Annotated in this window: 24 protein-coding genes; 13 read left to right on the top strand and 11 right to left on the bottom strand. The window is 43.1% G+C overall.

Annotated elements, in window-relative coordinates:
* Positions 1 to 111 precede the first annotated feature (111 nt).
* Both IWT5_RS12225 and IWT5_RS09810 read left to right on the top strand, forming a co-directional pair.
* Positions 112 to 351, top strand: a complete 240-nt coding sequence (locus IWT5_RS12225) for a hypothetical protein (protein WP_089109780.1) — start codon at positions 112 to 114, stop codon at positions 349 to 351.
* A gap of 221 nt (positions 352 to 572) precedes the next feature.
* Positions 573 to 899: a hypothetical protein gene (locus IWT5_RS09810; protein WP_143443099.1), complete on the top strand. Its 327-nt coding sequence runs from the start codon at positions 573 to 575 to the stop codon at positions 897 to 899.
* A gap of 55 nt (positions 900 to 954) precedes the next feature.
* Here the strand turns inward: IWT5_RS09810 and IWT5_RS09815 are convergent, their stop codons facing one another.
* Positions 955 to 1,527 carry an NAD(P)H-binding protein gene (locus IWT5_RS09815; RefSeq protein WP_089109782.1) on the bottom strand — a complete coding sequence of 191 codons (573 nt, stop codon included), beginning with the start codon at positions 1,525 to 1,527 and terminating at the stop codon, positions 955 to 957.
* A gap of 206 nt (positions 1,528 to 1,733) precedes the next feature.
* On the opposite strand from IWT5_RS09815, the gene IWT5_RS09820 reads away from it, so the two are divergent.
* From IWT5_RS09820 to IWT5_RS09840, 5 genes are all read left to right on the top strand, one after another.
* A complete protein-coding gene (locus IWT5_RS09820) occupies positions 1,734 to 3,047 on the top strand; it encodes an NCS2 family permease (RefSeq protein ID WP_089109783.1) in 1,314 nt (437 codons plus the stop codon).
* Between the two features lie 88 nt (positions 3,048 to 3,135).
* Positions 3,136 to 3,459: a MazG nucleotide pyrophosphohydrolase domain-containing protein gene (locus IWT5_RS09825; RefSeq protein ID WP_089109841.1), complete on the top strand. Its 324-nt coding sequence runs from the start codon at positions 3,136 to 3,138 to the stop codon at positions 3,457 to 3,459.
* A gap of 90 nt (positions 3,460 to 3,549) precedes the next feature.
* Complete coding sequence (locus IWT5_RS09830; protein WP_089089407.1) at positions 3,550 to 4,077, top strand: QueT transporter family protein; 528 nt, start codon at positions 3,550 to 3,552, stop codon at positions 4,075 to 4,077.
* Positions 4,078 to 4,249: 172 nt separating this feature from the next.
* A complete protein-coding gene (locus IWT5_RS09835) occupies positions 4,250 to 5,308 on the top strand; it encodes an ABC transporter permease (protein WP_089109784.1) in 1,059 nt (352 codons plus the stop codon).
* 2 nt (positions 5,309 to 5,310) lie between these two features.
* Entirely contained in the window at positions 5,311 to 5,997 is a 687-nt protein-coding gene (locus IWT5_RS09840; RefSeq protein ID WP_089109785.1) for an ABC transporter ATP-binding protein, read from the top strand.
* Between the two features lie 231 nt (positions 5,998 to 6,228).
* Here the strand turns inward: IWT5_RS09840 and IWT5_RS09845 are convergent, their stop codons facing one another.
* Positions 6,229 to 6,603: a pyridoxamine 5'-phosphate oxidase family protein gene (locus tag IWT5_RS09845; RefSeq protein ID WP_089109786.1), complete on the bottom strand. Its 375-nt coding sequence runs from the start codon at positions 6,601 to 6,603 to the stop codon at positions 6,229 to 6,231.
* Positions 6,604 to 7,245: 642 nt separating this feature from the next.
* Entirely contained in the window at positions 7,246 to 8,700 is a 1,455-nt protein-coding gene (gene cls / locus IWT5_RS09850) for a cardiolipin synthase (protein WP_089109787.1), read from the bottom strand.
* 90 nt (positions 8,701 to 8,790) lie between these two features.
* Here cls and IWT5_RS12320 point away from each other — a divergent pair, with 90 nt between their 5' ends.
* A complete protein-coding gene (locus IWT5_RS12320; RefSeq protein WP_191981308.1) occupies positions 8,791 to 8,946 on the top strand; it encodes a hypothetical protein in 156 nt (51 codons plus the stop codon).
* 54 nt (positions 8,947 to 9,000) lie between these two features.
* Here IWT5_RS12320 and IWT5_RS09855 read toward each other — a convergent pair whose 3' ends face one another.
* The 4 genes from IWT5_RS09855 to IWT5_RS12480 all read right to left on the bottom strand — a co-directional run bounded on the left by IWT5_RS09855 (position 9,001) and on the right by IWT5_RS12480 (position 11,683).
* A complete protein-coding gene (locus IWT5_RS09855) occupies positions 9,001 to 10,107 on the bottom strand; it encodes a hypothetical protein (RefSeq protein ID WP_225360267.1) in 1,107 nt (368 codons plus the stop codon).
* Positions 10,108 to 10,240: 133 nt separating this feature from the next.
* Positions 10,241 to 11,089 (bottom strand): DNA/RNA non-specific endonuclease, encoded by an 849-nt coding sequence (locus IWT5_RS09860; RefSeq protein WP_089109788.1) that lies wholly within the window; start codon positions 11,087 to 11,089, stop codon positions 10,241 to 10,243.
* Positions 11,090 to 11,202: 113 nt separating this feature from the next.
* Positions 11,203 to 11,481, bottom strand: coding sequence for a hypothetical protein (locus tag IWT5_RS12475; RefSeq protein WP_369688577.1), 279 nt, complete (start codon positions 11,479 to 11,481; stop codon positions 11,203 to 11,205).
* On the bottom strand, positions 11,462 to 11,683 hold the full coding sequence (locus IWT5_RS12480; protein ID WP_369688578.1) for a hypothetical protein: 222 nt from the start codon (positions 11,681 to 11,683) through the stop codon (positions 11,462 to 11,464). The genes IWT5_RS12475 and IWT5_RS12480 overlap by 20 nt, the downstream gene beginning before the upstream one ends.
* Positions 11,684 to 11,993: 310 nt before the next feature.
* Between IWT5_RS12480 and IWT5_RS09870 the strand changes: the two genes are divergently transcribed.
* The 3 genes from IWT5_RS09870 to IWT5_RS09880 all read left to right on the top strand — a co-directional run bounded on the left by IWT5_RS09870 (position 11,994) and on the right by IWT5_RS09880 (position 13,883).
* Complete coding sequence (locus tag IWT5_RS09870; protein WP_089109789.1) at positions 11,994 to 12,545, top strand: hypothetical protein; 552 nt, start codon at positions 11,994 to 11,996, stop codon at positions 12,543 to 12,545.
* A 102-nt stretch (positions 12,546 to 12,647) separates the two neighbouring features.
* On the top strand, positions 12,648 to 13,481 hold the full coding sequence (locus tag IWT5_RS09875; protein ID WP_089109790.1) for a phage integrase N-terminal SAM-like domain-containing protein: 834 nt from the start codon (positions 12,648 to 12,650) through the stop codon (positions 13,479 to 13,481).
* Positions 13,482 to 13,574: 93 nt separating this feature from the next.
* The gene (locus IWT5_RS09880) at positions 13,575 to 13,883 is read left to right on the top strand and encodes a hypothetical protein (protein ID WP_089109791.1); all 309 of its coding nucleotides are present in this window, start codon (positions 13,575 to 13,577) and stop codon (positions 13,881 to 13,883) included.
* A 57-nt stretch (positions 13,884 to 13,940) separates the two neighbouring features.
* Here the strand turns inward: IWT5_RS09880 and IWT5_RS09885 are convergent, their stop codons facing one another.
* Positions 13,941 to 15,038, bottom strand: coding sequence for a hypothetical protein (locus IWT5_RS09885; RefSeq protein ID WP_225360268.1), 1,098 nt, complete (start codon positions 15,036 to 15,038; stop codon positions 13,941 to 13,943).
* Positions 15,039 to 15,189: 151 nt separating this feature from the next.
* Positions 15,190 to 15,612, bottom strand: a complete 423-nt coding sequence (locus tag IWT5_RS09890; RefSeq protein WP_225360269.1) for a GNAT family N-acetyltransferase — start codon at positions 15,610 to 15,612, stop codon at positions 15,190 to 15,192.
* Positions 15,613 to 16,068: 456 nt separating this feature from the next.
* On the opposite strand from IWT5_RS09890, the gene IWT5_RS09895 reads away from it, so the two are divergent.
* Positions 16,069 to 17,286 carry a D-alanyl-D-alanine carboxypeptidase family protein gene (locus IWT5_RS09895; RefSeq protein ID WP_225360270.1) on the top strand — a complete coding sequence of 406 codons (1,218 nt, stop codon included), beginning with the start codon at positions 16,069 to 16,071 and terminating at the stop codon, positions 17,284 to 17,286.
* 179 nt (positions 17,287 to 17,465) lie between these two features.
* The gene (locus IWT5_RS09900) at positions 17,466 to 18,743 is read left to right on the top strand and encodes a homoserine dehydrogenase (RefSeq protein WP_089109793.1); all 1,278 of its coding nucleotides are present in this window, start codon (positions 17,466 to 17,468) and stop codon (positions 18,741 to 18,743) included.
* A 103-nt stretch (positions 18,744 to 18,846) separates the two neighbouring features.
* Here the strand turns inward: IWT5_RS09900 and IWT5_RS09905 are convergent, their stop codons facing one another.
* Both IWT5_RS09905 and IWT5_RS09910 read right to left on the bottom strand, forming a co-directional pair.
* A complete protein-coding gene (locus IWT5_RS09905; protein ID WP_089109794.1) occupies positions 18,847 to 20,175 on the bottom strand; it encodes a C1 family peptidase in 1,329 nt (442 codons plus the stop codon).
* A 33-nt stretch (positions 20,176 to 20,208) separates the two neighbouring features.
* Positions 20,209 to 21,387: a multidrug effflux MFS transporter gene (locus IWT5_RS09910; RefSeq protein ID WP_089109795.1), complete on the bottom strand. Its 1,179-nt coding sequence runs from the start codon at positions 21,385 to 21,387 to the stop codon at positions 20,209 to 20,211.
* Positions 21,388 to 21,555 lie beyond the last annotated feature (168 nt).

Here is a 21,555-nt window from a genome sequence, read left to right on the forward strand (position 1 = left end):
AAAACGGAATTAATGAATGGGGAGTAGAAATGCAAAAAATGGTGAATTTTTGAAATGCGTCACTAGACGTTCATCAAAGTTAAAAACTAATAAAATAGTGGAGGAACATCGATGAGACCTATAAAGCCTTCAAAAGTGTTTATTGAACCTTACGATGACTGGAATCGGCGTCTTAGACCGTTAGACACAATTACTTTTATCTTATTAATCGGTACCATTTTCTATCATCCACTTTGGTTAGCACTTTTAACATCTATAATCGCTGTTACAGACGCCTTTGCTTCTATAGGCTTAATTGTACTCAACGCCCTTAAAAAAAGAAAACTCTCTAAGAAGAACCATGACCGATGATTTAAATGGAAATAAGAAGCGGCTTGAGGAGTCATTTAACTCCCGCCGTTGGTGTAGCACTACTTCTGCCCACTTAGCAGCTCATTCCAACCATATCACCAGCAAATAATGACGGGAAAAGCGACCATCACGTCCTTAAAAGCACATATTTTCCAATTTAAAGGTGGCAATTATAGATCATGGTCATATCAATAAAACGGATTTTAATCCTACTAATCAGTTTGCTGGTAGCAACTGGGGCTACACTCTTTTTAGATGCAACCATTTATTTTAAGGCAATACTATACCTGATATTTTCAATTTTGAACTTCATTTTATTTAAGGATCTGCTGCAAACAAAGCATCTTCTCCACTTGTTAACGGCGGATAGCCGTAAAACTGTACCTACTTGGCTAGAGTTGCTTGCTGGACTATTTGTTGTCATTTGGTCGTTGCAAGTAGCTCCAGATCTTACACTCATAGAAAACCTTGTTTGGATTCCAACCAATGCTATTTGTGGTATTAGTACACTTTATGCGCTTTATCAGTTAATCAAATTGATACGTTAACGCTGGCTTGAAAAGGCTCTCGAAACATTCTGTTTCGGGAGCCTTTTTAGTGACGCTATTTTCCTACCACTGCAATCGATTGATTAACATGAGTCCCATTTTGAATTTCATCAACCACCACCTGCGCAAACGCTGCAGCGCTAACCGGTTTTACTGGAACCGGCTGTCCTTCATTAATGAGTTGAACCTGTGTCGATCCAATTTCATCATCAATGATTGGCCGTAAGACGGTATACGGCATCTCAGCCTCATCCACAATTTTAATGCCATAACGTTGCTGCTTGAGAAACTCTTTAACATCGGTAATTCCGGCATATGTAAGCGGACCATCAACTTCTTGATCAATACCCGCAACCGAGCGCATCACGGTTCTGACAGTTTGCTGCTGCTTTCGAAGTGCTGTGAAAACGGCTTCTAACTTCCAATCCACATCCATTCCAACGAAATCGGAGTAGATCACGTCCACTCCTTTAACTGCTTCCATATAAGTAGCTGCTTTACGGGCATCGCCGTAAAAGTCAGCGTTTTTATCACCTTCAGAAAAGCCGACCACTTCCATCTCCGTGAGCTGTTCAGCCATCAACTGCGCCACTGGCTGATCAATGCCTAAAATTAAACACTTTGTCATATCTCTAACCTCATTTCGTTAGTTTCCGTAATTACTTTACACTAAATTCCGACTATTTTCTTCAGCAAATACCGAACATCCGGTTTTGAGTATAAATATTATTCGTATATTGCAAACGATATAAAATAATGTTACTATAATATCTGGTTTCTTTAAATGAAACACGAACATTAAGGCAATTATTTTAGATAAGGGAGTTAATTCTTATGGGCCAAAAAATCGCGTCATACTTTCAGTTCGATGAGTTAGGGACATCATATAAGAAGGAATTCCTAGCAGGTTTGACCACCTTTATTTCGATGGTCTACATTCTTTTCGTTAATCCCAACGTTTTAGGGGTTTCTGGCATGGATAAAGGGGCTGTCTTCACCGCAACCGCACTGGCCAGTGCCTTTGGCTGTTTCTTGATGGGAATCGTTGCGCGCTATCCCATTGCCATTTCCGCTAGTTTAGGGATCAACGCTTTCTTCTCCTATACCGTTGTCTTGGGAATGAAGATTCCTTGGCAAACAGCTTTAGCTGGTGTGTTCGTTGCTTCTATCTTATTCATGATTTTAACCGCGTTTAAAATTCGTGAGATGGTGGTTGATGCCATTCCTCGTGATTTAAAGATGGCTATTAGTGCTGGTATTGGGTTATTCATCGCCTTCATCGGTTTAAGTGATGGCGGCTTAGTTACCGCCAATAAATCAACAATTGTGGGCCTTGGCTCGCTGCATGTTGGTTCCACTTGGCTGACAATCGTCGGCTTGATCTTAACCATTATTTTGATGAGTGCTCGAGTTCCTGGGGCCATCTTCATTGGGATGGTCATCAACGTGATTGTTGGCCTGTCTACGGGCTTAATCCACGCCCCTTCTGCATGGCTATCAGGTGTTCCTAGCCTAAAACCAACCTTTGGTGTTGCGTTAATGAACGTCGGCCACATCAACACCCTGCAGTTAGCCGTGGTCGTGCTGACGTTCTTGCTGGTGACTTTCTTTGATACCACTGGGACGCTGGTTGGCTTGACCGAACAAGCCGGCATCGTTAAGAACAACAAGATTCCACGGATTGGCCGCGCTTTGGCAGCTGATTCCACCACAATGGTCGTTGGTTCACTCCTAGGAACTTCACCAATGGGTGCCTTCGTTGAATCATCAGCCGGTATTGCGGTTGGTGGCCGTTCCGGGTTCACCGCCGTTGTCGTGGGAATCTTCTTCCTGTTAGGCTCATTCTTCTCACCACTGCTGACCGTGATTACTAGTCAGGTAACCGCTCCAGCTTTAATCATCGTTGGGACGTTAATGGCGCAATCTTTGAAAAACATTCACTGGGAGAAGTTCGAAGTTGCTGCTCCTGCCTTTCTGATTTTAGTCGGGATGCCATTGACTTATAGTATTTCTGATGGGATTGCTTTAGGTTTCATTACTTATCCACTTTCAATGATTGCAGCTAAGCGCGGTAAGGAAGTCAGTCCGATTATGTATGGTTTAGCCGTTGTCTTCGTCATCTTCCTCTGGATTTTGCAAGCTGGCTAATGTGTTACAATTTCATTATTCAAATAAAACGGCGGTTTCCTTTTATGGGAACGCCGTTTTAAATTTCCTGGGAAATGAGGCAATTTTTGTGACTATTCAAGAACACCAAGCGTGGGTCAAACAATTTTACGAAAGCCGTAACTGGTACCGGTTTAACCCAATGATTCGCATGAACTTTTTGACTGAGGAAATGGGTGAGCTGTCGCAGGTCGTCCGTACCATTGAACTGGGCCGGGACCATCCGGGCGAGCATAAAGCCACACCTGAAGAGTTGCGCAACCATCTCAAAGAGGAACTCTGCGACGTCTTCGACCAAACGCTGATTCTCTGCAGTAAGTATGACTTAGATCCCGCAGAAGTCTTCCAGTATGGCGAAAATAAGTTAAAACGGCGGTTTGATTCCAAAGCCTAACTTGAAATTAGACGATAAATACGGTAACGTATACCACTGTTGTGTAAACAGCACGCATTTAAATATCTCAAAACGGAGGAAGAATTTACCATGAATTCTAAGACAACTCGCTTCGGCATCAACTCGGTGGCAGATATCGCCAAGGTTGCCGTTATCGCTGCACTCTATGTCGTTATTACGACGGTCTTGGCAGCCTTTAGTTTTGGCGCTGTACAGGTACGTCTGGCAGAAATGCTTAACTTATTGGCGATTTACAATAAACGCTACGTGATTGCCGTGCCACTTGGTGTTGCGATTTCTAACTTAGCTTCACCCAACGGTATCATTGACGTTATCTGGGGCAGCTTATCTACTTTTGTCACCATGCTGGTGCTTTACTATGTGGCTAAGCATATTTCCAACTTCTATGCCAAATTAGTGGCCGGTGTCCTGATCGTCACTTTTTCAATGTTTACTATCGCATTGGAACTAGCCTGGATCGGCAACGCGGCCTTTTGGCCAACTTTCTGGATGGACTGGGGTACCATTGCCATTGGTGAATTAATCTCACTGACGATTGGCGCAATTCTGCTCGTACTGATGGGTTTTCGAATTGATTTAAACAAATTATTTAATTAGCTCTAAAGCTGCTAAATTTAAAAATAACCGGCTATCCTTGATCAATCGAGGATGGTCGGTTATTTTGATTGCTGCAAAACAGTCTTAAGTACTACCAGTTGAAGCTAAACACAAAATGCTTTATGGTTACATCAGCAAGAAAATGCCATCGTACAGTAAGGAGAGAAGCGCTATGTTTCTAGCTCTTAAAGAAATCAAAAAAGAAAAATTTCGCTCGAGTCTGATCATTGCTATGATCGTGCTGATCAGTTATCTGATTTTCATTCTTACCAGTTTAGCGCTGGGACTCGCCCGCGAAAACACCGATGCCATCAATTCCTGGGACGTCGCTAAAATTACGCTGAGTTCGAATGCTAACGTGGATATGCGCCAATCCTTCCTAACTAAAAAGCAGGCGGGAACCCTGACAAAAAATGAGGCCTATTTGGGTGAGACTCCTGTCGTTGCTGAAGCCAAGGGTCATAAGCAGCAATCAGCCTTTTTTGTCGGCCTAAAAAATAGCCAGTTTATTGCCAAAAACATTAAACTTGAAAGTGGCCATCGAGTCCGCCATTCACACGAAGTAGTCGTGGATGATTCTCTAAAACTAAAGGGCTATCAGCTTGGTGATAAGTTTAAATTAAACGATGATCAAACTAAGTTCACCATCGTTGGCTTCACAAAACGTGCCAAACTCAATGTGACACCAGTTCTATATGGCCAACTGGGAACGTGGCGATCGCTTCGTGGCATCAAAATGGGGCCTGTCACCAGCGTGGTGGCTTCTGAAAATCGTCAGTATCAGCCTCACCAAAGTGGTACCAAAACTTACACGCGCCAACAGATCATCAATAAACTGCCGGGTTATCAAGCACAAATTTTAACCTTCGTGTTAATGATTGGTTTTCTAATGATTATTTCAATGATCATCATTGCGGTCTTTCTTTATATCTTAACGATGCAGAAACTGCCGAATTACGCGGTACTTCGTGCCCAAGGCATTCCCAGCAGAGTACTAGTCAGTGCAACTATTAGTCAATCGATTTTGCTGGTTGCAAGCGGCTTGATCATTGGCACGCTCCTCACTGCCGTTACGGGCTTGGTCATTCCAGCTCAGGTGCCGATGGCGTTTGACGTGCCACTTTTAGCGGCGGTCGGTTTAGGAATTCTGATTATGGCCTTAATTGGCAGCTTGATCCCCGTCAAAACGGTTTTGAGCGTTGACCCAGTTTCAGTCATTGGAGGTGAATGATAATGAGTGCCTTTTCTGTGGAGAACGTTAATCAGATTTTCGGTTCAGGTACGGCTCGAGTGCACGTTTTACATGACATCAATTTTGAAGCCGAATCCGGTACTTTAAGTTTAATCATGGGGCCTTCTGGCTCAGGTAAAACCACCTTTTTGACTATCGTCGGTGGCTTGCTGACACCAACTAGCGGTACGGTCACTGTCAACGGGATCGATTATAATCAGCGATCTAAAAAGCAGCGTGACGCACTTCGTTTAGACGCTATCGGCTTTGTTCTGCAAGCCTATCACTTACTGCCTTATCTGACCGTTGCTGATCAGTTTACCTTAGTGGATAAGGTAAAGCCCAAAAATAATCTTTCTAAAGAAGAACTCAACGCGGTCCTTGAAAAGCTAGGAATCAAAAACCTACTCCATAAATATCCTAGCGAATTATCCAGTGGCCAGCAGCAACGGGTAGCCATTGCGCGGGCCCTTTATCCCGATCCCGCAATCATCTTAGCAGACGAACCTACAGCAGCTTTAGATGGTCCACGGGTAAAGGTTGTGGGCAGTCTATTGAAAAGCCTGGCTATCGATCATCACAAAGCAGTGGTGGTTGTTACTCATGATTCTCGGCTGATTGAATTCACAGACCATTTATACGAAATGCGAGATGGCGTACTGACAAAACAACCTATCACAAAAGAGTAGTTAAAAGGACTGTGCTATAAGTCTACATTGGTAAGTATTTCAATCAATCTTTAGACAGAATTCGTTAAGCTTGTACTTCAGTTCGACACTTCAATGTGGTCTAATCATGCGCCAAAACTCAGATTCCGGCCATTTAACGTAAAAAATACCAACTCCGAAAGTTCGTCGGAATTGGTATTTTTTACGTTAAATTCTGGAATCTACCGAGTTTTGTCACACACTCTTTGTCTATTACAATAATTGTTTTGCAGAAGTTGGGGTAATTTCTAATACCTTACGAATAAATGGATACTTAGCTTTAACCTGTTCAAACTCGGCACCGTTATCGACAAATTTAGCCGTTCCTGTTAACCGGAAACCAGTGCCTTGATAGCCATCTCGGCCCTCTACTTCGCGGGCACCAGCCGTAAATAAAACCTGGTCATTTTCCGCCAAATCATTTTCAGCATGGGTAAAGCCAGCTGCTGGTATCAAAATCCGTTCGTCGTCCGTAACCGTCAAGTACGAATTCCAAGTGTTAGTGATGTGAGGTTCTGCTGGCGTCCAAGTCACAACGGACACAACACCTTCGTGATTCAAAACATCGTGAAATTTTTCAGTTAACATTTTTATTCCTTCTTTACATTATGGCTTATTCCGATAATATATTAAAATGGGTGGTGATGTCAAACTTGGTGTTTATTTATTTACCTCGCCAAAACGTGTTCACGCAAGCAGACAGCTGCATGTAGGGCCACCCCATCATAAACCCCAAGCCCACGGGTTTATGATGGGGTGGCCCTACACTCCGCTATCTAACCGCTTGCGTTCACACTCTGTACTAAAAAAGCCGTCCCCCAATAATCGTTATCAGGGAAACAGCTCCTGTATCTAAACTGGTCGCCAACTTCACGACCCTTTCGTACCTGTAGAAGGTTATCGACCAATAAATGGTAAATCTTGGATCTTAACCGTTGGGGTTCGCACTCTTGTCGGCTCGAGGGTTACCATCGAATACCGATTCCATCTCCTGTTATTCGATGCCTCAATTCTCATTTTAGCAGCCTAACAAGGAAACAGCCTATTACCCATTTGATTCTACTCTCAGCTCGATTGGTCTAGCATCACTAAACACCGAGCTTCTGTTGCTTCACAGCAACGATACTACTTTCAAAACTAATTGGTCTTATCTAACCTTCCAAGGATATAATACCGTATTTTGTAACCGATTTCAAGAAATTTGGCCCTCTTTTTTAACCGAAAAATTCTTCATAAAATGGGTGACAATAACCGACAAAAGCTTTGCTTAAACCGCAGATATAATGATTGATTATCAAAGTCCTCAGCTGTCATTAATCGGCTTAAATGCTGGTCTTCCTCGAATAAATCAGCCAACTTTACCGCTAATTTTTCATCATAGAGAAACGCGTTTACTTCAAAGTTTAGCTTAAAACTCCGATAATCCATATTTGCTGAACCAACTGAGGCAAGACGGTCATCTACTACCATGGTTTTAGAGTGCATGAAGCCATGTTCATAGTAATAGATTTTAACGCCATCTTTGGCTAATTCATGCGCGTAGTACTGTGTCGCCCGATAAACAAAGGGGTGATCGGCCATATGCGGAATCATGATTCGAACATCAACCCCAGCCATTACAGCAATTCGAATAGCGTCCATCACACTATCATCAGGGATCAAATACGGTGTTTGAATCCAAACCCGCTGCTTTGCGGATTGAATCAGCCGAATGTATCCCATTTTAATTTGCTGTAAATCTGAATCAGGGCCACTGCTGACAATCTGCATGTTGGTATCACCCTTGACGTGTGTCAGCGGAAAGTAGCGGCTCTCAATGTGATCAGTCGGTAATAACCCTTGCGAAGCTGTCGCATTCCAATCCATGCTAAACCGACCCTGCAAACCAAAAACCGCGGAGCCCGTGATGCGTAAATGTGTATCACGCCAATAACCAAACTTTTTACTCCGCCCCAGGTATTGATCACCAATATTAAAACCACCAACGTACCCCGCTTTCCCGTCGATCACAACGATTTTCCGGTGATCACGGAAATTCAGTCGGAAATCAGTAATTGCTGAACGTGCCAGAAAAGGCTCTGCATAACCACCGGCATCTAACAGCGGTTTAAAAAACGACCGGAAAGCACCCAGTGAACCAAACGGATCATAAATCACGCGTACTTCAACACCAGACCGCGCTTTACGAACCAGCAAATCACGAATCTGCTGGCCGATCCGATCATTATAGAAGGAGTAAAATTCAATATGGACACTACTCTTAGCGCGCTCAATATCCTCAATCATTTCGTGAAATAACTGCTGACCATCCGCAATGATGCGAACCCGATTTTTCCGTGCTAAGAAGGCGTGGTTCGCTGTCTGAAACATCGTCACTAATGACTTAACCGAATCAGAAACCAAGTCGGCCGGTAAGTTTTCGTTACCCAGTTCTTGACGCTGCTGTGCCAACAGTTCATCTAACTGCAGTTGAACATCACTTTTGACTTTAAACAGTTTGTTCTTTGGTAGTTGTCGGCCGAGAAAGGCATAGATCAAGAAACCAATTACTGGCAGTAAGAAAAGGACTAATAACCAGGCCCAGATGGCGACGATATCTCGCCGTTGCCTAAAGATAATAACAATTGCTAAAATAACATTGATGAGGTAAATCCCCTCACCTATCATCGTCATGGTAATCTCCATAAAATCCGCCCTCTTAGCGTTCTAATTGTGATACTATGGGGAAAATTATAGCACAAGCCTATTAACTCGTTCCCAGAAAGGAAGTTTCAAATGCCCACTACAATCGTTCCCGCAATCTATGGTATTCATGGTGTCGGCACCATCCGTATTTTTCACTGGTTATTTCGTGAAAATCCGGTGATTGGCTTCGGCTTTTTACTCGCTATTATTCTCTATGGAATTTACCGTTATAATAACCGCCGCTAATAATAAAGGTGACTTATTCGTAAGCTGTTACGAATAAATCACCTTTTTAAACTTTTAATATACCCCTGTTGAAAGTAAGACCTCTGGATCATGGTTAACTAACAGATAACCGTGACCTGACCCATCAAAGGTCAGCCCTTCAGTTTCACGTTTTGGTGTCAACTCTGACCACTCAAATGAACTATTCTTCAAAGACCCATGCCCATTTAGTTGTTTAGCTGGAAAACTGGCAATCGAATCATCTGAAATTAAGTATAAGCGACCGCGTTTAGTACTATATCCCATGCTTTGAACATGAGTACCAGGTATATGTCTTAAAATTTGATCCGTTCTTCTGAAAATCACGTGACTCGTTGAAACTCTACCTTTGTAGATATTAGCGCCGTTCCCCGGATTACTCCAGAAATAGGCATTACCATACTTATCGAAGGTTAAAGTATGACCGCCATGAATATAACCGTGTGAAACCAAGTGGAAACTGATAGCCCGATCCGGCTTCAATGAACTGGCACTAATGTGTTGAATATAACCCGCCATTGAAGTTGGTGCACCTGACTTTGTTTCATTATCACGCCACATATAGAGGGCGTGGGTCTTCAGGTTATAAGCCAAGGATTGGCCGTGACCGGTATCAAATAACCCGCCCACTTTAATCGCACGCTGAACCTCTTTTTGCTTATCCGAATACTGACCATCATGTTTAACATAGGTAGATTGTAATAACTTCGGATCCTTTTCAACGCCTAACTGAATCAATCGTTTCATATCATAGCGGACAATTCGGCCCTCATTATGTAAATTAGTAGGACAATAGACGATATACATATAGCCGCTCTTAGAGACGGCTATCGATTGCGGATTCCCCCAAGGTTGATTGTCTTTGCCGGGATCTGGCAACAAAAAGCGGGTCTTAAACGTGACACCCTTGCCACTGATTGCCTTCATTTCGTTAGTGTGGTTATTACTCTTCATATGGGTAAAACCTTTTGGCACTTTGACATATTTAACTTTCGAATTATTAAGCGTACGAATACTAGACGGGTGGTTGATCAGCGCTGTTGAGCGCTGATGATAGACTTTGACTGAGGCGTCCGCTGTCACTGATTGCCCTAAAACAGCGCACGTCATAAAACTCATTAACCCTAAGATGATACGTTTCAATTGAACTCCCCCCAAAATTAAAACCATTTAAAATATATAACCCTATAATAAGACAAAATGATATCTGTGCTCAATAAAATATTAAAAAAAATTTAAAAATATCGTCAGTTATTGATTTTCATCTGATAACGGCCTATTGCCCATTTGTGACTCTTGAACGACCAGTTGCATAATCCATTTGAGCACCGGGTTGAACATTAAAAATGTAGACATTAAACCGAATCGTATTGTTACCGATTGATTGTGCCTGCATCAAAACGCCACGTGCCAGCAGTTCGTTATTGCGAAAGACTGGCGTGACCCGGTACCGTACTTCATTTGTGGAACTTAACTTAAGGTAGGTTGCTACCTCGGTCTCATAGTCTTCCATCCCTGGTGAATTTAGTGACCGGGTGCCAGTCATCAGGTTCTTGGGATTGTTGTTCTGCCCGGTAAACTGATAACCAATTAAGTGGCTGCGATTATATAACCAATCCGTCTTGCCTTGATAGGTAAACCGTTTATTATGCCAGCCTGTAGGATCCACGTATAAAGGCTCCCGCTGAGCATGTGGCATTAGTGATTTGGACAGCAGCGCATCAGCACCCGTCACTCGATTGTATTCGTCTAGCGGATGATAAGCTTGCCACGGACCCTTAGCCGTACTGAGGTCTGCCTTAGTAAAGAAGGGCACCCCGTTATTCACTTTAACAACTTGCTGTCCGTGATAATTCAGGGCGGCTAACTGAGCGACACTGCTGGCATCCGTCTGTCCAGATGCGTGTGGTTGAGTTGTACCCCGATTAGGTCCCCCGCCTTTAAAGGACCGAAAAACTGAATCAGCTTTCTTTTGTAGAACAGTTTGGCTACTGGCCGAGCTAGCCGTATTTGACTGGGAATGATTACCCGTTTCCGTGGCAGAAATACCGGCAATGATTGCTACCGCAATGACTAGCCAATTAAAGAAAGAATTACTGCCACGTCTCCGTCGCTTCTTGGGCATCCTAAAACCTCCTATAGATCGTTTAATACCAGTTTATCAATAAACGTATGTTCGGTCTAGTCTGCCAACTAAAAAGCGCCCATCGTATCAGTTATCATGCGGTGGGCGTCCAGCTAATCATGCATTTCGTTTGCTTTAAAGTATTCCTGTTCTGCTTGCCGGCGTAATTCAACTGCTTCGTCAAAGGAGCGGGTCGCCCGGTTCAAAACATAGCGTCCATGATACATCAGCCGGGCAATATAAGCCCCTGATTTCTTATCAAATGAAACACCGATGACACCCGTATGATTTCGTTTGGAACGAATCAGGGACGAATAGCCAATGCCATTTTGATCCACTAAGGCACCGCCTTGTGCATTAATAAAGCTTTCATTATGCCGGATGCCGGGCATTTTTACGAGAAACTTCTTTTCGCAGGCAACCACAGCTTCGTGTAATGCCCTTTCGAAGAGCGTAACCTTCAACGACCACCCGGTTACCGCAGTCACACCTGCATAACCAGCAGACATTGCCGTTTCGCGCGACAGTCTTTGCTCGTTTTTCCACCGTTAGTCGACCAAACCGTTGATGTGTTAAATCAATGCAGTGACTCATTAAAGTTCCTCCCCTTTCGATTCAAAGTAATCCCCATCTAACAACCAAGAATAGTTAATGTGATAAACTATTCGCTACTCTTATAGATCAACCACCCCAATTTATGCCCATATTATACAATACATTTTTTGAAATGTGTTTCTCATTTTTTAATTATTTTTTCAAAAAAAAGATAATTTTTCTGATTATCCAGCCATCATCAGTCTAATAATCGTTATTTCTTTGAAAATGGTTAACTCTATCTCAAAGACTTGCGTTATCCCCTCGTCCACTGCTATACTCGATTCACATAATAATGAGGTGATTAGTAATGAAAACATCCCGAGCAAAAGTAGTGTTATTAAGTCTTGTCGCAGTTCTCGCCATTTTTCTAACGGCTTGCGGCAGTCAATCGTCATCCAATAAGTCGAATGAACAGGCAAGTTTTAAAAACGAACCCGCTACTACGAAACACACTGATGTCAAATCAACTGTGCTATCTGGTGACGGTTTCTGGTATCTAGCTGGTAAGATCAACCATAAGAGTAACTCTGGTATTGAAGCCATTGCGTTTGATAAGGAAACGGGCAAAGCAACGATGTATAACGTTGATAAGTTTTATAAGTCATACGATGCTGCTAAAAAAGCCAAAGCTTTAAATAAAGAGGGTACCGTAAAGTATACCTTTACCCAAAACAAGCAGAATCAAACTGTGATCAAATTGGCTGGTAAATTATCAGGTATCGATATGACCCAGTCGGTAACGGTTAAAGATACGACCAAGGGCACTAACAAGGCGACTAAGTTACATCTAAGCGGTTATCACGCTATTCGTGACGTTGATATGGATAAAACAAACGTTGTCTTTGTAGAAACTAATTAAGTTCATTTAATATCAGTCATGATAAAACCTGCACTATAGCGGTCTGCTCGCCATAGTGCAGGTTTTTAACTTAAGCCGATTTAATAAGGAGGTAGGGGCCGATTGCCACACACTAACGCTTATCCCTATCAGGAAACTTTTGAACGGTATCTTCATCAACAAGAGCTGGCAAAGCCAACCATTGCTGAATACCGTTCTGTCTTAACTGATCTATTCATCTTTTTAAGCAATTTTAACGCTGGTTATCAAGCGGATCACCGGGTAGCAACTTTACTAGACCGTGATGTGGAGCAATATTTGGCCATGCTGGTCAATCAACGTCAGGTGACTAACGGTACTTACAATAAAATGCTGTCACACATCAACATCTACTTCAAATACCTTTTCACACATGATTTAATCAGGCATTATCCGACCCTTACGCTGAAAGGAAAATCGCATGACGAGCTAAAAGCCCCAACGACCAAGTGGCTGCATCTCATGCCTTCTATCTTAAAAAACCAGCAACTGGCCTTTTACACCCGGTTAACGCTCATGCTTTCCAGTCACTATTACACCATCTCCGAATTTTTAACACCCGGTTTTTATCAGCAGTTAAACAGTGACAATTTTAACGCGGACGAACACGCTTTTTGGCAGCAATTTCAGCAGTTTATTCAGCCGCTTCAAACCCGTCAGCATAGTCAGGATTTGTTTTTAAAACAGCGTTTAGCTGAAGATCCGCATCTCACAGCTGCTGGTCTGCATAAGTATTTGAAACCCGACGAAAAATTGCTGGGCTTTACGCTGACGCCAACCCGGCTATACCAAAGCGCTGTCCTAGACTTTTTACTGCAAAATTCTAATCTTACTGAACAGCAGATAAGTGAAAAGCTTCGACTTGACCCGCAGTCACTGGCTTATTATCGTCAGTTAGCCATGCAATATCGCGGTTAAGATATCTTCGTCATAACACCACTAATTTTTTAGCCCTCCGCACTGCATTTCGATAAATTTTACGGTATGATAAGGAAAAGGAGTGTGGTTTTTATGGCAAAGAAAACGGTTACTATCGATCTCGCAAAACTGGCTAGCCAGCGAGCTGAATTTGTAAAAGAGAACCCTTGGTTAATTCCTGCTGGTCTCGCTATCCAGATGATTCCACTGTCACTGTTGATTTACGGTCATGTTAAAACTAATATTTACAAGAAGAAACTCCAAATCGAACGTGAAAAAACGAAGCAACTCAACCTTCAACTTCAAAATAATCATCCTCATGGACACGGTCATCATCGCCACCATTCTAAACCTGATAGTGGCTTCCATAATTTCGAACCAGTATCACCAAGACAGCTGTGAGGTTAAAAGCGGTTGATTTTCCTATTCGGAAAATCAACCGCTTTTTGCTGTCTTAGTTTAATAAATCGACGTCGATCTAAGGACCTCTGGATTATGATTGGTTAACAAGTAGGCGTGGCCGCCCTCGTCAAAAGTTAAGCCTTCCAGCTCACGTTTGGGTTTCAATTTTGACCACTCGAATGAACGCTTATTCAATGAGCCGTGACCGTTTAACTGCTTAGCAGGAAAACTAACGATTGAGTCATCAGCAATCAAATACAACCGGCCGCGCTTAGGGTTATACCCCATACTTTGCACGTAGGTTCCCGGCGCCCGTTTAATGACTTGATCCGTTTTTCGAAACTTCACTGTATGACTAGCTATTCTGCCCTTGTAGATATCAGCCTCTAGGCCACTCTTGCACCAAAAATAGCTGTTTCCAAATCGATCAAAGGCCTGAGTACCGCCACCATAGACGGCTTGTCCATGTGCTCGTAAATAAAAACTGATGGTTCGATCCGGCTTTAAAGACTGCGAATTAATGCGTCTCATATAAGCGCGTAGGCTATACTGCTTGCCTCTGCTATTGCGATTATCACGCCACATATACATGTGATTATCCTTTGGATTTATCGCTAACGTTTGGCCATGACCGGTATCAAATAACGGCCCAACTTTAATGGCCTTTTGCATGTTTTTTTGTCGCCTCGAATATTTACCGTGATGCTTCCAGTAAACTGTCCGCAAGCTCTGCGGATTCTTATAAGCTCCTAATTGTTCTAGGCGTTTTAAATCATACCGAACAATTCTGCCCCGGTTTCGCAGCATCGTCGGACAATATACAATATACATCATTTGATTTTTAGCAATGGCAATGGACTGAGGATTTCCCCAACTTTCATTAGGTTTCCCTGGATACGGCAGTAACAGTCTGGTTTTAAAAGCAACTTTGCGCCCCGCTACTGACCTAACCCAGTTCGTTTTGCTGGATGGCTTCATGTGAGTGTAGGATCTCGATGACCGAACGAAGTGCACGTCTGCATCATTGACTGTCCGCATTGAGGACGGATGATAAATGAGTGCTGACGAACGCTGACTATACGCCGCTGCCTTAACGGGTTGGCTTAGAGCAATACACGAAATAAATCCCACCACAACTATCAAAAACCGTTTCAAAATTAACGCTCCCCTTTTTAGACTATTTCAATAGTAAGTCAACCTGTTCAGTATTTTCAATAAATCGAAGAGGGTTTCTAAAATAAAATTCACAAAAAAAATCTGACCACCCGGGCGCACCGTCGTGATCAGATTATTTTATGTTTGATCATTATCGCTTAATCCTATCAACCAACGTATAATTTGCTGGCACTGCAAGCCGGTCCTCCCGCTTAATTGCGAACCCCTCATGCGCGTAGAAACGGAGTGCTGCCTCGTTATCCATGACACACTTCAGTGTTAACGTACCAACTGCTTCCTGCCGTAAGTGCTGAATCAACGCGTGACCGACACCTTTGTGCCGAAATTCCGGTGCAACGAATAACAGGTGAACGAAATCCATTACCCGCAAGAGACTGGCAAAGCCCGCAATTTGGCCGTTGATTTCCGCTACAAAGATTGCTTCACCATGTGAATCATGAAAAAAATCCGCAATGTCAGGATGTGCCACCCACGGAAAATAGCGTTGTCGATCCTGCAAATAAATGGTGGCAACTGCTGGTTGATCACTTGGTTTCATTGGTCTAACTTTCACGCAAGCATTCCCCTCCTCATACTGAACAAGAAAAATTATAGCATTTATTGCTAACCGTTGAGGCAGATTATCGCTTTTTCAGGCCTTTACGACACTAAGTTTTTACTTATAATCACTCAAAGAATCGCTTTTTGATGAGTTGAAAATATCGGTATTTGGGCTTATATTTAATCCGTACTAATTAAACGATCAGAACCCTTTTTAAGAGGCGGCCATCACAGAAGACGGTCGTCTTTTGTGAGCCGCGCTTAGTCCAGCTCACGGAAATGGTGATGCAAATATGACAATCTTTAATCTTTGACTTGATGATGTCATCTTATCTTTGTCATTATTTAACTTTTTTAACGCCGAATATCTGCTATACTAATTTCAGTTTTGTCACATGGAGGTGCAATTGTCATTTTAACTATTCACACAAGACAGCGTGTATCTCATCTGTTGATCGCGCTTATTTGTTTGCTGTTGGTATTCACACCAGCCAAAAACAGTTTCGCTAAAAGTAAAAAAGATGCTCAAATGTCTGATTACACGAAAGTTAAATCAGCCTATGTCATGGATGCTAAGAGCGGTCAGACATTGTACGATAATCATGCTAATAACCAGTTACCAATAGCCAGTTTATCTAAAATGATGACTCTCTATCTCACCACACAAGCAATCAAACATCATCAACTTAATTGGAACGATAAGGTTCCTGTTGACGATCAACTGATTAAAATGAGCAAAAGTTACAGTCTCGGCTCATTTAAAATTAAACATTCTAATCAATATACCGTCGAAGATCTTTATAAGGCCGCTTTAATCGCTTCTTCTAATTCAGCAGCAATTGCCCTTGGTAAAGCCGTCGCACATGGTGATAACGCAAAGTTTATCGCCATGATGAATAACCAGGCTAAAGATTGGGGCATTGACGCCCACTTTGTTAGCAGCTCTGGATTAGATAATACCGATTTAAAGAAGTATGGTTATCAGCTTGATGGTACCCCTGCTAAGGCGCAGAATCTGGTGAGTGCCCGCGCAATCAGTATCATCGCCCAGCACTTAACTCAAGCTTATCCTCAAATCTATCAGTGGAGCAGCAAAGCCAGTTACAAGTTAGATGGCCAGACGCTGGTCAATACTAACTCCTTGTTGAAACCCGGCTTTTATTACCGACCAAGTAATCATTTAACGGGGCTCAAAACGGGTTACACTGAAAACGCCGGCTTATGCTTGACCGTAACGTACTGGCGCAACGGTCGTGAGTTAATTGCAACGATTATTGGCAGTCAAAGTACCTTTTCAGCAATGAATGGCTTAATTACTCATCTGGACAAAACGGTCCGAAGTACACCGGTTAAGGAATCGCCGAAAACCTACCGGATAAAAGGACATCAAGTCATCGCCAATCCTGCTGAAAACCAGACTCGAGTTTGGTATCGCATCGGACAAGATCCAAACAAAATTACGGTTAATAATCAACTGACAGCTACCACCTTACCCATTAAAAAAGATCAGCCAATCACAACCACTACCTTTAACAACACTGGTTTGCCCAACGCGACAACCCAGAATGGCACAGCAGCGACAACAATTGCTAAACCAGCTGCCAAAAAACAGCCGCATTCAACTGGCCTTAGTTGGTTCAATCGGTTAATTGCTGGTATCGGCAGAACCTTTTCACAATTTATATAGGATTCAAATAATGCCGTGACACAACTCGGTAGATTCCAGAATATAACACAAAGTAGCGTCATTCCGATAAGTTTTATCGGGATGGCGCTTTTTCATGAGAATTAATTCCTGATTTTCACAAACTTCTCATAATATTTGCTATACTGACATGTAAAGCACAGATAAGGAGCGGCAAATTTATGGATGAAATTAAAATTGGGCTTGTTGGTCTTGGAACTGTTGGCAGCAGCGTTCTCAAAATGGTCACTGAAAATTCTGATAAGGTCCAAAATATTACCGGCCGAAATCTCAGTATCAAAACGGTGGTCGTCAGAAACGTCGCTAAGCACCAAGCGGAAGTACCAGCAGGTGTTACCGTCACTGATGATTTAAACACTATTGTCGATGATCCCGAAATTAAAATCGTGGTGGAAGTGATGGGTGGGGTTCATCCCGCCAAAGAAGTTATCACCGCACTATTAAACGCTAAAAAACACGTTGTCACTGCGAATAAGGATTTAATTGCGTCTGCTGGTGAAGAATTAGCCGCTCTCGCAAAACAAAACCACTGCGATTTAATGTATGAAGCAAGCGTGGCTGGCGGTATTCCCATCCTCAGAACCATTGTAACTAGTTTTGCGGCCGACTATATCACGGAAGTTAAAGGAATCGTCAATGGAACAACGAACTACATTTTGACTCAGATGCAAAGGAAGCACTGGTCATATGATCAAGCTTTGATGAAGGCACAGGAACTTGGCTTTGCTGAATCTGATCCTACTAATGATGTCGAGGGAATCGATGCCGCCTATAAAATGGTTATTTTGAGTCAGTTCTCGTATGGCACTCACATTAAACTATCTAACATGGCTGTCGAAGGGATTTCAACTATTCAGCAGGCGGACGTCCAACAAGCGGATGCTTTTGGGTACACGATCAAATTACTGGGCATTGCCCGCCGAATCGACGATGGTGTTTTTGCCGAAGTGGGACCAGTATTAGTCCCTCAAGATCATCCGTTAGCCACCATCAACAACGAAAACAATGCCGTTATGGTAACGGGTCAAGCCGTTGGGGAGACCCTCTTTTACGGCCCAGGTGCTGGTGGTTTACCGACTGCTAACAGTGTGCTAAGTGATATTGTTTCTGTCACTAAAAACATTGTCCTTGGAACAACTGGGAACTCATTTAATAACTACCAAAGCCAAGTTGGCAAAGTTGATCCAAGAGATGTGATTTACCCTTACTACTTGTCACTAAAAATGCTGGATGCTCCCGGTGAAATGCTGAAGTTCACCCAAATTATGACTCAAATTGGCGCCAGCTTCAGCCAAATCGTTCAAACGAAGAACGATGATCAAACTGCTAGAGTGGTGATCATTACTCATGAGATGTCAAAAGCACAGCTCAGCGACTTAAAGACGTCCTTAAGTCAGATCAATACGATTTCACTGTTGGCTGCTTATAAAGTTTTATAACGACTGGTTTAACATAAACAAGCACTGTCCCATAAAAATCGGGGCAGTGCTTGTTTTCATTAAATAGTTGAAATCTGATTTATGGCGCCCGTTTTGACTAAATCTACATCAACGGATCCCAAGGCGCCAGCTCAACTGGCTGATGAGTTAAGATAGCCCGTTGTTCATCCGTCAGGTACTTCTTATGCACAACGACTTCATAAACAAACTGATCCATCCAATCATCGGTCATCACAAAGTAACCTTTTTCGCCGTTCTTCTCGCCCCAGGAATTTTCAACCTTCCAGCGATTAGGTTGGCCATCAACTAAGTTAACCCCAGTTAAGGTCATGGCATGCGTCACTTCGGCTTCATGGTACTCAAATCGTTGCGCTTTGCTTAAAGACAAATCAATCCCAAACAGTTCTGCACGTCGATATAGCTGCGCATCCAAGAAGCCCTGTTCGCGACTCATCTGCTGCAGCACATCATTACCGAACCAGACCGTTTCACCATCTTGTAGTTGCGCAATCGCGACCTTTTTGAGAACTGACATGTCCACGTTTAAAAATTGAATCTGCTTGCCGCCAGCAATATTTTCCTGGCTAGCTAACCGGTACAGTTCATTTAAGGGTTTGTCCGGCGAATTCGTCACAACAACGTAGTCTTCCAAATCAACGTTAAAGGCCTGTTTGAAAAAGCTGGTTGGCGTTAAATTGGCTTGACGATGCCACTTTTTATCGCTATCGCGGTATTCCAAATCAAAAGTAGCTGGTGGCTCGCCGAATGAATAAGCCGCCATCCGGTAAACTTCGCCCACCATTTGACGCCGCTTTTCGGCTAGTTGATCTGCACTGGCATCATCCCGAACAAGGCGCCGTAATACCACGGCATCCCGCCGCATCTTAAGTGCCAACGTCGACGCAAAAGCAGCGGTGTGTTCCGTATTGTAGGTTTCAGGCATGGCATAAGCCGGTATCACACCGTATTTTTCAACGAGTGCTGCCGCCATTGGCCACTGACCGCCATCGCCACCCGCCATTTTCAGGTAGAAAGCAACTTCACGGTCATTGGGCCCCTTATCGGCAGTCGCTATGATCTGCTGATAGAACATATTTGCCCGCTCAACTCTGTCCCAGAAAAAGAGGTAATTTTGAGATAACTCAAAGTTCTTGACGTGGTGAAGCTGCTCGAATTGGTGCCGTAATGTGTTGAGTAGCGAAAATTCCCAGCAACGGCCACTTTGCTTCTGATTAGTCACTGTCCCCGTATCCAGTTCAACGGAAAATTCCCGATGCAGACGAACTTTAGCCTGTGGATCAGTCGCTGCTGCGTCGATACCATTGGTCATCACCGCACGACTAATAATGCTGGCATCTGGCCGGTTACTTAGTTCTTGATGAAACTGTTTAAAATCGTTTGCCGTTAATTCTGATGGCTTTTCTAAACTCATTTTTCAACCTCCAAATCATTTCTAAATTGCTATTTACTTCTTCAATCGATGCTTGTACGAGAGTCCTAACGCGCTCAGGCTATAGAGCAAAAGCAACCCTGCCATTGGTGCGTAACTTGCCTTCCCAAATAAGCCAACTAATGGTGAAGAAACGCCACCAAAAGCGTTTTGCGACAATCCCACTAGAGCCGATGCACTGCCGGCATTTTGGGGTGTCTGGTTCATAATGATTGAAGTGGTTAGCGTCAGCAACATACCGATAAAGAACACCAAGACCCACAGCAGTACTGCTACTGTCATCAGCGAGAATCGTAACCACGAGCCGATTAACAGCATCAAACTATCTAGGAGTATGATCAGCATCCCGATTTTCATTTGGCTCACTTCTGATAGCCGATTAATCCGGCTGGGCAAGCTGCTACCAATCACGATTCCTAAACCATTCAGTGCATATATCAGACTGAATGTTTGGGCGGATAAATGAAATAACTGCTGGTAAATAAAGGTTGAGGCTGAAATATAACTAAATAAGCAGCCGTAGATCAATCCAGTAATCATTATATTTCGCATAAAGCCAGGCATTTCAACCAGCTTCCCGAAAGATTTAAACGTCGCAAAGATTGGTCCTCTTAAGCGATTCTCCGGTTTAAGCGTTTCTGGTATACCAATAACGATCAGCCCAGAAAGCACTAATCCAATGGCACCAAGCAGAATGAAAACAGCCTCCCACGGCACAAACTGAATCATGAAACCACCAATAATGGGGGCAATAATGGGGAAGACGCCATTAACGGCGTTTAAAATAGCGTAAAAATTCGTTAGCGCATGGCCGCTGAACAAATCTCGGGCAACTGCTCTTGAAAGGACCTGTCCACTGGCGCCTGCCAGACCCTGAATAAACCGCATCACAATCAGCATCGCAACGGAATGCGTTAATGCAATCAGAAACGAGGCCAAAGCAAACACTAAGAAACCGGCCAGCAATGGTTTTTTCCGGCCATAATGATCGCTTAACGGGCCCGCAATCAGCTGACCAAACGCCAAGCCCAATAAACACGCCGTCAAACTTAATTGAATCAGCGACGGTGACGTTTGAAACTGCCGCATCATTTGCGGCAATGCTGGTAAATATAAATCAATGGATAATGGCCCAGTTGCACTTAAAGTACCTAAAATTAAAATAAATCGGAGCCGGTGACGGTTCTCAGACATGTGATAAGGTCTTCCCTTCTAGCTAGTATCATACTTACAATGATACGGAATTATGCCAAAAATACTAGCAAAATCATTTACAGGCTAATTAACATTGTGATAAATCAGCGTAACATATTGGGATTATAGAGTGAAAAAGAGTAAGATAAAGTGTATTTAATTAAGACA

The organism is Secundilactobacillus mixtipabuli, assembly GCF_002217925.1.
Lineage (GTDB): Bacteria > Bacillota > Bacilli > Lactobacillales > Lactobacillaceae > Secundilactobacillus > Secundilactobacillus mixtipabuli.

Excerpts from the sequence above, each read along its gene's own strand:
- IWT5_RS09840 (WP_089109785.1), top strand. The coding sequence starts at position 5,311 with ATGAGTGCCTTTTCTGTGGAGAACGTTAATCAGATTTTCGGTTCAGGT.
- IWT5_RS12320 (WP_191981308.1), top strand. The coding sequence starts at position 8,791 with ATGCCCACTACAATCGTTCCCGCAATCTATGGTATTCATGGTGTCGGC.
- IWT5_RS12225 (WP_089109780.1), top strand. The coding sequence starts at position 112 with ATGAGACCTATAAAGCCTTCAAAAGTGTTTATTGAACCTTACGATGAC.
- IWT5_RS09845 (WP_089109786.1), bottom strand. The coding sequence starts at position 6,603 with ATGTTAACTGAAAAATTTCACGATGTTTTGAATCACGAAGGTGTTGTG.
- IWT5_RS09905 (WP_089109794.1), bottom strand. The coding sequence starts at position 20,175 with ATGAGTTTAGAAAAGCCATCAGAATTAACGGCAAACGATTTTAAACAG.
- IWT5_RS12475 (WP_369688577.1), bottom strand. The coding sequence starts at position 11,481 with ATGCCCGGCATCCGGCATAATGAAAGCTTTATTAATGCACAAGGCGGT.
- IWT5_RS09820 (WP_089109783.1), top strand. The coding sequence starts at position 1,734 with ATGGGCCAAAAAATCGCGTCATACTTTCAGTTCGATGAGTTAGGGACA.
- IWT5_RS09860 (WP_089109788.1), bottom strand. The coding sequence starts at position 11,089 with ATGCCCAAGAAGCGACGGAGACGTGGCAGTAATTCTTTCTTTAATTGG.
- cls (WP_089109787.1), bottom strand. The coding sequence starts at position 8,700 with ATGGAGATTACCATGACGATGATAGGTGAGGGGATTTACCTCATCAAT.
- IWT5_RS09835 (WP_089109784.1), top strand. The coding sequence starts at position 4,250 with ATGTTTCTAGCTCTTAAAGAAATCAAAAAAGAAAAATTTCGCTCGAGT.
- IWT5_RS09815 (WP_089109782.1), bottom strand. The coding sequence starts at position 1,527 with ATGACAAAGTGTTTAATTTTAGGCATTGATCAGCCAGTGGCGCAGTTG.
- IWT5_RS09910 (WP_089109795.1), bottom strand. The coding sequence starts at position 21,387 with ATGTCTGAGAACCGTCACCGGCTCCGATTTATTTTAATTTTAGGTACT.
- IWT5_RS09900 (WP_089109793.1), top strand. The coding sequence starts at position 17,466 with ATGGATGAAATTAAAATTGGGCTTGTTGGTCTTGGAACTGTTGGCAGC.
- IWT5_RS09870 (WP_089109789.1), top strand. The coding sequence starts at position 11,994 with ATGAAAACATCCCGAGCAAAAGTAGTGTTATTAAGTCTTGTCGCAGTT.
- IWT5_RS09880 (WP_089109791.1), top strand. The coding sequence starts at position 13,575 with ATGGCAAAGAAAACGGTTACTATCGATCTCGCAAAACTGGCTAGCCAG.
- IWT5_RS09830 (WP_089089407.1), top strand. The coding sequence starts at position 3,550 with ATGAATTCTAAGACAACTCGCTTCGGCATCAACTCGGTGGCAGATATC.
- IWT5_RS12480 (WP_369688578.1), bottom strand. The coding sequence starts at position 11,683 with ATGAGTCACTGCATTGATTTAACACATCAACGGTTTGGTCGACTAACG.